At 66.2% G+C, this 12,172-nt stretch carries 10 protein-coding genes and 1 pseudogene; 5 read left to right on the top strand and 6 right to left on the bottom strand.

Annotation, left to right across the window (positions count from 1 at the left end; translation table 11 throughout):
* Positions 1–20: 20 nt before the first annotated feature.
* Positions 21–602, bottom strand: a complete 582-nt coding sequence (locus tag V0R59_RS15270; RefSeq protein ID WP_330075540.1) for a TetR/AcrR family transcriptional regulator — start codon at positions 600–602, stop codon at positions 21–23.
* 295 nt (positions 603–897) lie between these two features.
* Between V0R59_RS15270 and V0R59_RS32180 the strand changes: the two are divergent.
* The 4 genes and pseudogenes from V0R59_RS32180 to V0R59_RS15255 form a co-directional block, all read left to right on the top strand.
* Positions 898–1,668: pseudogene (locus V0R59_RS32180) on the top strand (MCP four helix bundle domain-containing protein); the annotation flags it as partial.
* Complete coding sequence (locus tag V0R59_RS32175; RefSeq protein WP_456239217.1) at positions 1,651–2,523, top strand: methyl-accepting chemotaxis protein; 873 nt, start codon at positions 1,651–1,653, stop codon at positions 2,521–2,523. The pseudogene V0R59_RS32180 and the gene V0R59_RS32175, both read left to right, overlap by 18 nt.
* Before the next feature lie 64 nt (positions 2,524–2,587).
* On the top strand, positions 2,588–2,728 hold the full coding sequence (locus V0R59_RS15260; protein WP_330075542.1) for a response regulator: 141 nt from the start codon (positions 2,588–2,590) through the stop codon (positions 2,726–2,728).
* Between the two features lie 61 nt (positions 2,729–2,789).
* On the top strand, positions 2,790–4,571 hold the full coding sequence (locus tag V0R59_RS15255; RefSeq protein ID WP_330075543.1) for a thiamine pyrophosphate-requiring protein: 1,782 nt from the start codon (positions 2,790–2,792) through the stop codon (positions 4,569–4,571).
* 66 nt (positions 4,572–4,637) lie between these two features.
* On the opposite strand, the gene V0R59_RS15250 is transcribed toward V0R59_RS15255, so the two are convergent.
* The 4 genes from V0R59_RS15250 to araD1 form a co-directional block, all read right to left on the bottom strand.
* Positions 4,638–6,212 carry an aldehyde dehydrogenase (NADP(+)) gene (locus V0R59_RS15250; RefSeq protein ID WP_330075544.1) on the bottom strand — a complete coding sequence of 525 codons (1,575 nt, stop codon included), beginning with the start codon at positions 6,210–6,212 and terminating at the stop codon, positions 4,638–4,640.
* A gap of 31 nt (positions 6,213–6,243) precedes the next feature.
* Positions 6,244–7,797, bottom strand: coding sequence for a UxaA family hydrolase (locus V0R59_RS15245; protein WP_330075545.1), 1,554 nt, complete (start codon positions 7,795–7,797; stop codon positions 6,244–6,246).
* A gap of 28 nt (positions 7,798–7,825) precedes the next feature.
* Complete coding sequence (locus V0R59_RS15240) at positions 7,826–9,145, bottom strand: MFS transporter (RefSeq protein ID WP_330075546.1); 1,320 nt, start codon at positions 9,143–9,145, stop codon at positions 7,826–7,828.
* Between the two features lie 67 nt (positions 9,146–9,212).
* The gene (gene araD1 / locus V0R59_RS15235) at positions 9,213–10,211 is read right to left on the bottom strand and encodes an AraD1 family protein (RefSeq protein ID WP_330075547.1); all 999 of its coding nucleotides are present in this window, start codon (positions 10,209–10,211) and stop codon (positions 9,213–9,215) included.
* A 110-nt stretch (positions 10,212–10,321) separates the two neighbouring features.
* Here araD1 and V0R59_RS15230 point away from each other — a divergent pair, with 110 nt between their 5' ends.
* The gene (locus V0R59_RS15230; protein WP_330075548.1) at positions 10,322–11,239 is read left to right on the top strand and encodes a LysR family transcriptional regulator; all 918 of its coding nucleotides are present in this window, start codon (positions 10,322–10,324) and stop codon (positions 11,237–11,239) included.
* A gap of 6 nt (positions 11,240–11,245) precedes the next feature.
* On the opposite strand, the gene V0R59_RS15225 is transcribed toward V0R59_RS15230, so the two are convergent.
* On the bottom strand, positions 11,246–12,079 hold the full coding sequence (locus V0R59_RS15225) for a hypothetical protein (RefSeq protein ID WP_330075549.1): 834 nt from the start codon (positions 12,077–12,079) through the stop codon (positions 11,246–11,248).
* Positions 12,080–12,172 lie beyond the last annotated feature (93 nt).

Below are 12,172 nucleotides of genomic sequence, written 5' to 3'. Positions count from 1 at the left end.
GTCCATCGACAAAGCGCTTGTCACGCCGAAGCCATCGCCTCCTGCGGCAGCAACCATTCCGCCATCCGCCCGTTGCGCGCCAGTCGCTGCTGCGCCGAGTCCTCGCCGTGCAGCAGCGACTGGCTGATCTGGTAGGCGTAGACCAGGTAGGCCCGGTCCCGCGCTTCCTCGGGCGATGTACCGGCCTGGATCAGCAGGCCCTCGATGTAGTTCAGCCGATGGCGGTCCACTTCATCGATGGCCTGGCGGGCTTGCGGGTCGCGCCGTGCCCAGGCGCGAACGCCCAGCTCCATGGCCGCGGCTTCCTTGGCGGACGGGCCCTGGGCAGGCCATTCAAGCAGGCGCTGCAACTGTTTCAAGGGCGAGCCGTGGGCCTTGCGCAGGCTGAGGATGACTTCCTCGGTGGCACGGGCACGCCAGTTGCCGAGGATGCCTTCGAGCAGTTCGCCGCGGCTCTTGAAGTGGTAGTAGAAACTGCCGCGGGTGATCTTCAGTTCCTTGGCCAGGGTATCGACCCGGACGGCGTCGACGCCGCTGCTGACCAGCACGTTCTGCGCTGCGTGAATCCAGTCTTCGCGGGTGAGGTTGGGGCGTGATGACATCGTGTAGGGACCTTTTCATCGAGCGGGCCAGGCGACGATCCGCCGGACTCACCGTGGTTTTCCTGAAGTACACAGCTGTAGGTCGAACCCCATTATTTTCCACGCTTTGCGGTTCTTTTCCTTGACGCACGTCAAGGTCGTTTCGGGGATAGGCGTACAGAATTGTATGTGGGGCGAAATGCAAGAAAGGGCGCCTTCCAGGTGCGATTGCAGTTTGCCATCATTTGGCTATTAACCTACAATATTTGTGGTTTTTCAGGCGCACCGCCAACCCAGAAAACTTGAGGAACGCTCGATGCGGGTCAGAAATCTCTCCATTGGCGCCAGGGCCGGCTTTGCTTTTGCAATTCTGGCGGTGCTGGTACTGCTGTTGGGTGGCGTCGCCATCTTCGAAGCCGAGAAAATGGATTCGTCGACCGACAAGATCACCGGTTACTGGCAGCCCGGCAGCCATGCCCTGGCCGAAGTCGGCCTGGCCCTGGGCCGGGTCCGTGCCTTGACCCTGCGCTCGATCCTGCAGCGCGATCCCGAGGAGCGCCAGCGCACCCTGAGCCTGATCGGCGAGCGCCAGGACGAGATCGCCAGCAACCTCAAGTCCTACCAGGACAGCATCGACACCCCACGCAATCGCGAGCTGTTCGAGGCGTTCACCAGCGCCTACGGCCAGTACGCCATCGAGCAGGGCAAGCTCCTCGACGCCGTGCGCGCCGACCGCCCGGACCAGGCCACCGACCTGTTGAACGGCCCGATCGTGGCCCATGCCGACAACATGATGAACGACCTGAGCAACCTGATCGGCTACAACTACGACGGCCTGCTGGAGTCGGGACGGATCAGCAGCGAGGCCTACGACCGTGCCGTGGTGATCATGGCGGTGACCCTGGTGGTGATCCTGCTGGCGATGATCGCCATCGCCGCGGTGCTGACCCGCAGCATCGTCCTGCCGCTGCACGAAGCGGTGGTGGTCGCCGACCGGGTGTCCCATGGCGACCTGACCCAGGAAATCACCGTGATCGGCAAGGACGAACCGGCGCTGCTGCTGGAGTCCATGCGCACCATGCAGGAACGCCTGCGTACCACCATCCGCCAGATCGCCGAGTCCTCGGACCGCCTGGCCTCTGCCTCGGAAGAACTCCATGCGGTAACCGACGACACCAGCCGCGGCCTGCTGCAACAGAGCGCCGAGATCGAGCAGGCCGCCACCGCGGTGAACGAAATGACGGCCGCCGTCGAGGAAGTGGCCAGCAACGCGGTGACCACCTCGGATGCCTCGCGCCGCGCCGACGACACCACCCAGCATGGCCGCTCCCAGGTCGACCAGGCGCTGGCTTCGATCCAGAGCCTGGTCAGCGATGTCGGCGACACCGCACAGGAGGTCGAGGACCTGGCCAACCATGTCAACGACATCAGTCGCGTGCTCGACGTGATCGGCTCCATCGCCGACCAGACCAACCTGCTGGCGCTCAACGCCGCCATCGAGGCCGCCCGCGCCGGCGAGGCGGGTCGCGGCTTCGCCGTGGTCGCCGATGAAGTACGCGCCCTGGCTCACCGTACCCAGCAGTCCACCGAAGAAATCGAGCAGATGATCGGCGGCGTCCAGGCCGGTACCCACCGAGCCGTGAGCACCATGCACAGCAGCCAGAGCCAGGCCAGCCAGACCCTGGTGGTGGCCCAGGCCGCCGACGAAGCACTGAAGGTCATCGCCGAGGCCATCGCCGCGATCAACGAGCGCAACCTGGTGATCGCCAGCGCCTCGGAAGAACAGGCCTCGGTAGCGCGGGAAGTGGACCGCAACCTGGTCAACATCCGCGACCTGTCGATGCAGACCTCGGCCGGGGCCAACCAGACCAATGCCGCGAGCCAGGACCTGTCGCGGCTGGCGGTGGAACTGAACGTGATGATTTCCAAGTTCAAGGTCTGATTCATCGGTTGCCAAGAAAAGCTGGCTGTGTGCCAGCTTTTTTATCCTGGTCACCGACCAGATCATGGCCAATGAAACCGGTATCAGTCTGGCCCGGGGCTTGCGCCAGCGTTATTCGGACCTGGCGGCGCTGGTGATCACCGGCTACGCCGACCTGCCGCCTTGGGCGTTGCCAGCGATGGCCTCCGTGCTGCAATCAATCTGAACACCCGCCGCGCCCATCCTGTCCCAGCCTTTATCGATCCGAACGATAAAGGAGGCAGAACATGTCCAGCACCGTAGGCGACTTTCTCGTGGAACGGCTCAGCCAATGGGGGGTGACGCGCATCTTCGGCTACCCCGGCGACGGCATCAACGGCGTGTTCGGCGCCTTGCGCCGTTCCGGCAAGATCGAGTTCGTCCAGTGTCGCCACGAGGAGATGGCCGCCTTCATGGCCAGTGCCCATGCCAAGTTCACCGGTGAACTGGGGGTGTGCATCGCCACTTCCGGCCCGGGTGCCTCGCACCTGATCACCGGGCTCTATGACGCGCGCCTGGACCATATGCCCGTCCTGGCGATCTGTGGCCAGCAGGCGCGCACTGCGTTGGGCGGGCACTACCAGCAGGAAGTCGACCTGGTGTCGATGTTCAAGGATGTCGCCGGTTCCTTCGTCCAGCAGGCATCGGCGCCCTCCCAGGTGCGCCACCTGCTGGACCGCGCGGTGCGCACGGCGCTGGGCGAGCGCAAGGTCACCGCGCTGGTGCTGCCCAATGACCTGCAGGAAATGCCTTATGAAGACCCGGCACGGGCCCATGGCACGCTGCATTCCAGTGTCGGCTATCGTCCACCGCGGGTGCTGCCGCGGGAGGATGACCTGGCCGCTGCGGCCAGCCTGCTCAACGCGGGCAGCAAGGTCGCCATCCTGGTCGGCGCTGGCGCGCTGGGTGCCAGCGAACAGGTCCGCGCGCTCGCCGAGAAGCTCGGGGCGGGGGTGGCCAAGGCGCTGCTGGGCAAGGCCGTGCTGTCCGACGACCTGCCCTGGGTCACCGGCTGCATCGGCCTGCTCGGCACCGAACCGAGCCTGAAGCTGATGAACGAATGCGACACCTTGCTGATGATCGGCTCGGGCTTCCCCTACGCTGAGTTCCTGCCGAAGGAAGGACAGGCCCGGGGCGTGCAGATCGATATCGCACCGAACATGCTGGGCCTGCGCTATCCCATGGAAATCAACCTGGTCGGCGACGCCGCCGATACCCTCGATGCACTGTTGCCGATGATCGAGACGAAGGGCGACAAGCGCTGGCGGCGCAAGATCGAAGGGTGGCGCAAGGCCTGGGACAGCAAGCTGGAACGTCGCGCCCTGACCCACGCCGAGCCGATCAATCCGCAGAGGGTGGTGTACGAGCTGTCGCCGCGCTTGCCGGATCACGCCATCGTCACCAGCGACTCGGGTTCCTGCGCCAACTGGTTCGCCCGCGACTTGCGGATCCGCCCCGGCATGCGCTGTTCGCTATCCGGCGGGCTGGCGTCGATGGGCGCGGCGGTGCCCTATGCGATCGCTGCGAAGTTCGCCCACCCCGGGCAGACCGTGGTAGCGCTGGTGGGGGACGGAGCGATGCAGATGAACAATCTCGCCGAGCTGATCACGGTGGCCAAGTACTGGAAACAATGGGGTAACGGACGCTGGATCTGTGCGGTGTTCAACAACCAGGACCTCAACCAGGTGACCTGGGAGCAGCGGGTGATGGAGGGCGATCCGAAGTTCTCCGCCAGCCAGGACATCCCCGACGTGCCCTATCACCTGTTCGCCATTTCCATCGGGCTCAAGGGGATCTGCGTGGAGCGCGACGAGGATGTCGCGGCGGCCTGGGAGCAGGCGCTAGCCAGCGAGGTGCCGGTGTTGCTGGAGTTTCGCACCGACCCGAACGTGCCGCCGTTGCCGCCGCATATCAACCTGAAGCAGGCGCGGCAATTCGCCGGGGCGTTGTTGCAGGGGGATCCGGATGCGGTCGGGGTGATCCGGCAGACGGCCAGGCAATTGATGAGCAGTGTGTTGCCGAAGAAATGAGCGGCTTTGACCGCCATCGCTGGCTTGCCAGCGATGGCGGTGGAGCATTGTTGAATCAGCCAGCGGTCACAGCGCCTCTCGCCCGGACACCCCATCCACCAACCGCACGATCCCCAGTGGATTGCCATCGCGCAGCGCCTCCGGCAACAACGCATCCGGATAGTTCTGGAAGCACACCGGCCGCAGGAAGCGTTCGATCGCCAGGGTCCCCACCGAGGTCCCGCGGCTGTCCGAGGTGGCCGGATACGGCCCGCCATGCACCATGGCGTCGCAGACTTCGACACCGGTCGGGTAGCCATTGACCAGCACCCGGCCGACCTTTTCCTGCAGCAACTCACTCAACCATGCCTGTTCCAGCAGTTCCTGCGCTTCACCGATCAGGGTCGCGGTCAGCTGGCCACGCAGCGCCTGCACGGCAGCGCGCAGTTGCGCCAGGTCATCGACCTGGACCAGCACGGTGGCCGGGCCGAAGACTTCTTCCTGCAACAGCTCGTCACCCTCCAGCAACAGCCGCACATCGGCTTCGAACAACTGTGCCTGGGCCTGTCCCTCGCCCTGCGCGGCGCCGGCCAGATGGCGCACGCCGGGGTGGGCGTGCAGGTGCTCCAGCCCCTTGCGGTAGCTGGCCAGGGTCCCGGCGTTGAGCATGGTCTGCGCCGGCTGGTCGGCCATCCGCGCCTTGAACTGTTCGATGAACGCGGAGAACTCCGTCGAGCGCAGGCCGATGATCAGCCCCGGGTTGGTACAGAACTGCCCACAACCCAGGGTCACCGAGCCGCTCAGTTCGCCAGCGATGCGCTCGCCACGCTCGCGCAGGGCCTGGGGCAGGAGGATCACCGGGTTGATGCTGGACATCTCGGCGAACACCGGGATCGGCTGCGGCCGTTGCGCCGCCATGCGGCACAGGGCATCGCCGCCGCGCAACGAGCCGGTGAAACCCACGGCCTGGATCGCCGGATGCTTCACCAGCCACTCGCCGACACCGCCGCCATAGACCATGTTGAACACCCCGGCCGGCATGCCGCTGCGCTCGGCCGCCCGCAGGATCGCGTCGGCCACGGCTTCGGCGGTGGCCATATGGCCGCTGTGCGCCTTGACCACCACCGGGCAGCCGGCGGCCAGCGCCGCAGCGGTGTCGCCGCCTGCGGTGGAGAAGGCCAGGGGGAAGTTGCTGGCGCCGAACACTGCGACCGGGCCGATGCCGATGCGCATCTGCCGCAGGTCGACCCGTGGCAGCGGCTGGCGCTCGGGCAGGGCGCGGTCGATGCGTGCGCCGAGGAAATCGCCACGGCGCAGCACCTGGGCGAACAGGCGCATCTGTCCGCTGGTGCGACCGCGCTCGCCGAGGATGCGGCCAGCGGGCAGGGCGGTCTCGCGGCAGACGGTGGCGACGAAGTCATCGCCCAGGGCGTCCAGTTCGTCGGCGATGGCGTCAAGGAACACGGCGCGCTGTTCCGGGGCCAGGTTACGGAAGGCCGGGAACGCCGCCGCCGCTGCCCGCGCCGCGGCATCGACCTCGGCTTCGGTAGCCTGGAAGAACTCGCCGGGAAGCGCCTCGCCGGTGCTGGCGTCGAGGCTGCGCAGGCGCGTGTCGCCCTGGGCGGAGCGCTGGCCGCCGATGTAGTTGTGGCCGAAAGTCATTGGGTTCTCCTGTATCGGACAAGACGGAAAATCAGGTGATCGCACCGATCTGCCACGGCACGAACTCGTTCTGCCCGTAGCCGTGCTGCTCGCTCTTGCTGCGCTCGCCCGAGGCGATGCGCAGCATCAGGCGGTAGATATGTTCGCCGCGTTCCTCGATGGTCATGCTGCCGTCGGCGATGCCGCCGCAGTTGACGTCCATGTCCTCTTCCTGGGTTTCCCACAGGCGGGTATTGGTCGCCAGCTTGATCGACGGCGAGGGCGCGCAGCCGTAGGCCGAGCCGCGGCCAGTGGTGAAGGCGATGAGGTTGGCGCCGCCGGCCACCTGGCCGGTGGCCGAGATCGGGTCGTAGCCGGGGGTGTCCATGAACACCAGGCCATGGGCGCGCACCGGCTCGGCGTATTCGTAGACGTCCACCAGGTCGCTGGAGCCGGCCTTGGCCACGGCACCGAGGGACTTTTCCAGGATGGTGGTCAGGCCACCGGCCTTGTTGCCGGCGGACGGGTTGTTGTTCAGCTCGGCGCCCATGCGCTGGCAGTAGGCTTCCCACCACTGGATACGCGCGATCAGCTTTTCGCCCACCGCCTGGCTCACCGCGCGGCGGGTCAGCAGGTGCTCGGCGCCATAGATCTCCGGGGTTTCCGAGAGGATCGCGGTGCCGCCCGCAGCCACCAGGCGGTCTACCGCATTGCCCAGCGCCGGGTTGGCGGTGATGCCGGAGTAGCCGTCCGAGCCGCCGCATTGCAGGCCGACGGTGAGGTGGCGGACGCTGACTGGCTGGCGCTCGACCTGGTTGGCCTCTGCCAGCAGGGATTTGACCTGGGCGATGCCGCTGGCGATGGTCTTCGAGGTGCCGCCGGTGCCCTGGATGGTGAAGGTGCGCAGGGTGTTGCCGCTTTCCAGGCCCTGGGCAGCGAGCAGGTCGGGAATCTGGTTGGTCTCGCAGCCGAGGCCGATCAGCAGCACCGAATGGAAGTTGGCGTGCACCGCGTAGCCGCCCAGGGTGCGCTGGAGCATGGCCAGGGCCTCGCCACCGGGATCGACGGCGCAGCCGACGCCGTGGGTCAGGGCCACCACGCCATCGACGTTGGGGTAGGCGGCCAGCGCCTCGGGGTGGATGTCGCGGCGGAAGTGGTCGGCGATGGCCCGGGCCACGGTGGCCGAGCAGTTCACCGAGGTGAGGATGCCGATGTAGTTGCGCGTGGCGACGCGACCGTCGTCGCGCACGATGCCCATGAAGTGGTCTTCCAGCGGCGCCTTGATGCCCTTGGCATCGACGCCGAAGGCGTAGTCGCGGGAGAAGTCGCCCATCGCCAGGTTGTGCACGTGGACATGCTCCCCGGCGCCGATGGCCTGGCTGGCGAAGCCGATGATCTGCCCGTAGCGGCGCAGCGCCTCGCCGGCAGCGATGTCGCGGGCGGCGACCTTGTGCCCGGCGGGAATCGCCTGGCGCACACGGATGCCTTCCGGCAGTTCCAGGCCTTCCACCAACGGCTGGCGGGCGATCAGTACGTCGTCCAGCGGGTTGAGTCGGATCACGGCGTTGGCAGTGCTGGCACTGCCTGTTGTTGTAATGAGCTGCATGACGGATACCTCAGATAACAGCGGGGGCTCAGGCCAGCCCACGCTCGCGATAGTCGATCAGGCCGGAGAAGAACATCAGGCCGAAGGCCATGACCACGAAGAAGATCAGGGCCAGGAAGTAGGAACCGGTGAACTGCACGATCAGGCCGATCAGGATCGGCACGATGACGCCGACCATGTTGCCGCAGAAGTTCATGCTGCCGCCCAGCACGCCGGCCTTGGACTTGCCGCCGAGAATGGCCGGCAGGCACCAGTACATGCCGCACCAGCGGATGAAGAACAGGGCGACGCAGAGCAGGCCGATCACCAGCGCGGCATCCGGGGTGTAGGCCACCAGCAGGATGCACAGGGCGGCGACGGCGGCGGAGCCGGCGAACATGCTGCGCATCACGGTGTTCGGCTGGCCGCCGTTGGTGCGCCATTTGTCGGCGATCCAGCCGCCGACCAGTTCGCCGACGAAACCGCACATGAAGATCAGGAAGGTGGCGCCGCCCATGGCCTTGATATCCAGGTTGTGGGCCTGGTGCAGGTAGCTCGGCATCCAGGTCAGCAGGCCGTAGAACACGCTGTTGTAGCAGGCGTAGCCGGCGAACATGCACAGCACCGAGCGGCTTTTCAGCAGTTCCTTGAGCACCGCCTTGCGCTCGCCGTTGGACAGGCTGGCGGCCTCGTTGGCCTGGGTGATGTAGTCCAGCTCGGCCTTGTTCACCAGCGGGTGTTCGCTCGGATGGTTGCGGATGTACCACCAGGCCCAGATGCCCACCACCACGGTGCCGACGCCGGCAATGATGAAGGCGATGCGCCAGGAATCGAACCAGGTGATCAGGCCGGCGATGATGATCGCGCCGAAGGCGGTGCCCAGCGGCGCGCCGCCGTCTACCAGGGTGGCGCCGCGGCCACGTTCGTTGGGGGTCAGCCAGGCACCGTTGAGCTTGGCGCCGGCGGGCATGATCGGCGATTCGGCAACGCCGAGGCCGATGCGGGTCACCAGCAGGGTGATCCAGTTGTGGGCGAAACCGCCGAGGGCCTGGAAGGCGCCCCAGCCGACGGTAGCGACACCGACGATATTGCGCACCTGGAAGCGGTCGAGCAGCATGCCGCTGGGAATCTGCATCAGCGCATAGGACCAGAAGAAGGCGCTGAGGATCAGGCCTTCCAGGGCCGGGGTCAGTTCGAACTCGCTGGAAATCAGCGGCAGGGCCACCGACAGCGAGGCACGGTCGATGTAGTTGATCGCCGCCAGCAACAGCAGGATCAGGAAGATGCGCCAGCGCACGTTGGTCGGCCGGGCGCTGTCGGCAGTGGCGAGGGCGGGCGAGGGGGCCGCCGCGTAAGGGCTGTTCTTCATGCTCATCTCACTCTTATGTTTGTTATGAAATGTCGGGTTGGCGCCTCCCTGCGCCCGTATTCACGGTTCAGAGCGTGGCGACGGCTCCCGGTGGCAGCGGGCTCTCGGCCTGGCCCACGGCATTGCGCAACGGTGCGCCGAACTCGGCCAGGCTGATCTCGAAGACATCGCCGGCGACGGTGCTGATGCGGTCGGCGAACGACAGGGTCGCGGTGCCGAAGAAGTGGATGTGCACATCGCCCGGGCGGAGGAACTGCGGGTACTTGAAGTGATGGTATTCGAGGTTTTCCAGGGAGTGGCACATGTTGTCCTCGCCGCTGAGGAACGGTTTTTCCCAGAGCACGCTGTCACCGCGGCGGATCCGGCTGACGCCCTCCAGGTGGCGGGGCAGTTCGCCGACCCGCAGTTCCGGGCCGTACGAGCAATTGCGCAGCTTGGAATGGGCCAGGTACAGGTAGCTGCGGCGCTCCATCACATGGTCGGAAAACTCGTTGCCGATGGCGAAGCCCAGGCGGTACGGCCGGCCATCTTCGCCGATCACGTAGAGCCCGGCCAGTTCCGGTTCCTCGCCGGCGTCCTCGGCGAAGGCCGGGCTCTGGAACGCCTGGCCCGGACGTACCACGGTGGAGCCGTCGCCCTTGTAGAACCACTCCGGCTGGGCCCCGACGCTGCCGGCGGCAGGACGGCCACCCTCGATGCCCCACTGGAACATGCGCGCGGTGTCGGTGAGGGCGGCGCTGTCGTCGAGCTTCTGCTGGTGCATCTTGTCCCGGGTCGAGGCACTGCCCAGGTGGGTCAGGCCGGTGCCGCTGATCAGGCAGTGGGCGGGGTCCTCGTGGTCCAGCGGCGGCAGCACGCGGCACTCGGCCAGCGCCTGGGAATAACTTTCGGTTTCGGCGTCCAGGCCGCGGGCCAGGACCTCGGCACCCAGGCCGCGCTGGTTGCGGATGGCGGACAGCGCCAGTTCTCGCATGTGGGTGGTGTCGCGGACCCGCTGGATCAGGTCGCCTTCGACCACGCCGACGTGGCGCTGGGCGGTTGCGGTTTCGAATTGGATCAGGCGCATGCTGGCTCCGGATTGTTCTTGTGGGGATCGAATGGAGCCACTTTAAATTCCGCGGATGATGCTGCCTAATGACAGCTGTTCGCCCCGTGATAACTTTTGGTGATCCCCCTATGCTGCCACCCCTGAGTTCAATGGCCTCGCGCCTGCGCCTGCGCCAGTTGCGCCTGTTGATCAGCCTCGACGAGCTGGGCTCGATCCACAAGGCTGCCGAGGCCATGTCGATCACCCAGCCTGGCGCCACCAAGGCCCTCAACGAAATCGAATCGACCCTCGGCGCGGTGCTGTTCGAGCGCACCAGCAAGGGCCTGGAAGCCAATGACCTGGGACGCTGCGTGGTGCGCTATGCGCGACTGATCAACACCGACCTGGCCCATCTGCGCGAAGAGATGATCGGCATCCTGCAGGGGCATGGCGGGCGCCTGTCGGTGGGCACCATCATGGGCGCGGTGCCGATGCTGGTGGACGGCCTGGCGCGCTTGCGCGAAGGGCAGCCGGACCTGTCGGTGACCGTGGTCGAGGACACCAGCGACCGCCTGCTCAGCCTGCTGGACCAGGGGCGGCTGGACGTGGTGATCTGCCGCACCAGCGTGAGCCGCCGGCCGGACGCCTACGACAGCCGGGTCAAGCACCAGGAGCAACTGGTGCTGGTGGCCAACCCCAACCATCCGCTGGCGGGCAGCGAGCAACTGAGCCTTGGGCAACTGGCGGATTCGCGCTGGGTGGTGTTCCCGGTGAACATGCCCATGCGCCTGACCCTGGAGCGCGAGTTCCGCGAGGCTGGCCTTGGGTTCCCGCAGTATCCGATCGAGACCTCGTCGACCTTCACCACCCTGTCGCTGCTGCGCCAGGATGCCGGGTTGCTGGCGGTGATGCCGTGGGATGTGGCCAAGGTGGCGGTGGAGCACGGGATGCTGGTGCGGCTGCCGTTGCAGGTAAAGTCGCGCAGCGAGCCGTACGAGGTGGTGACCCGCAAGGGGGTGGAACTGAGCGGGGCAGCGCGGGTGTTGGTGGAGATCCTGATGGCGTGAAAGGCATCAGGCGGCGATCGTTCGCGTCGCGCCGTTCTCCTGCCTGATGGTGATGTTGTCTGCAGCAGCGTTGTATTTGCAGAACAGCTTGCTCCTGGCCTTGTTGTTCATGGTAAACGGCACTTCGTCGCCCTTGAGCAGTGTCGCCTGGAAGTCCTTGATGAAGGCTTTCTGGCAACCCATCGTCGTGCAGATTTTCTTGATCAGGGCATCGGCCTTGGCCTGTTTGGCCGCGTTTGCCAGTCTCAGCGCCGCCTGCCTTTCAGCTTCTGCCTTGGCCTCTGCCGCCAGCCTGAGCTGTTCCTGGTAGGCCGCGAGGGTAATGCTGTTGCGGCGCATCAGCGGATGGAAAAGACCGGCGCGGTCGGCGACCACCGGCAGTTCCTCGGTGGTGCCGGCCTTGGCGCTGACGGACACGATCTTCCAGTGGAACGGCGCGTTCGCGTCGAGGGCCCCCGCGACGTTGCTGGCCATGACGTTCAGGTGGTAGGTGAAGGCGTTGCTCGACAGTTGCGCGGTGATGTGCGCGTCGTGGCGCTGGTGCAGACCCTTGGTGATCTTCAGGGTGTGGTTGACGTTGGCGTCGTCGCAGGCGTTCTTGAACTCGCCGAGCCGCTGTTTCGGGGTATTCCCGGTAAATGTGCCGGCGGGGTACACGGCCGCCGTGATCACGGCGATGGCTTCGTTGATGATCCGCGTGTGTTCGTCCTGGGAGATCTTGCTGTCGAGGTTGGGGCCTTCCGGTGAGCGCCCGGTCCATCCGGCTACCGCAGGTACTTTCGGCTTTCCGGCAGCGGCGGGGATCTCGGCGGCTGCGGCTTCGTAGATGATGACGATCATGTGGGGCCTCCCTGGCGGGCATTCGCGGATGCCCAAGCATAGCCGTGAAATATGTATCTGGATGACGGCGCTGCTCATTCGATCGGGCGCCGC

The organism is Pseudomonas ulcerans (assembly GCF_036324125.1).
GTDB classification, from domain to species: domain Bacteria; phylum Pseudomonadota; class Gammaproteobacteria; order Pseudomonadales; family Pseudomonadaceae; genus Aquipseudomonas; species Aquipseudomonas ulcerans.
The sequence above is the reverse complement of the archived record's forward strand: the minus strand, read 5'-3'. Positions and strand labels throughout refer to the sequence as shown.

Coding starts and splice junctions, on each gene's coding strand:
- V0R59_RS15270 (WP_330075540.1), bottom strand. CDS start 602: ATGTCATCACGCCCCAACCTCACCCGCGAAGACTGGATTCACGCAGCG.
- V0R59_RS32175 (WP_456239217.1), top strand. CDS start 1,651: ATGCGCACCATGCAGGAACGCCTGCGTACCACCATCCGCCAGATCGCC.
- V0R59_RS15260 (WP_330075542.1), top strand. CDS start 2,588: ATGGCCAATGAAACCGGTATCAGTCTGGCCCGGGGCTTGCGCCAGCGT.
- V0R59_RS15255 (WP_330075543.1), top strand. CDS start 2,790: ATGTCCAGCACCGTAGGCGACTTTCTCGTGGAACGGCTCAGCCAATGG.
- V0R59_RS15250 (WP_330075544.1), bottom strand. CDS start 6,212: ATGACTTTCGGCCACAACTACATCGGCGGCCAGCGCTCCGCCCAGGGC.
- V0R59_RS15245 (WP_330075545.1), bottom strand. CDS start 7,797: ATGCAGCTCATTACAACAACAGGCAGTGCCAGCACTGCCAACGCCGTG.
- V0R59_RS15240 (WP_330075546.1), bottom strand. CDS start 9,145: ATGAAGAACAGCCCTTACGCGGCGGCCCCCTCGCCCGCCCTCGCCACT.
- araD1 (WP_330075547.1), bottom strand. CDS start 10,211: ATGCGCCTGATCCAATTCGAAACCGCAACCGCCCAGCGCCACGTCGGC.
- V0R59_RS15230 (WP_330075548.1), top strand. CDS start 10,322: ATGCTGCCACCCCTGAGTTCAATGGCCTCGCGCCTGCGCCTGCGCCAG.
- V0R59_RS15225 (WP_330075549.1), bottom strand. CDS start 12,079: ATGATCGTCATCATCTACGAAGCCGCAGCCGCCGAGATCCCCGCCGCT.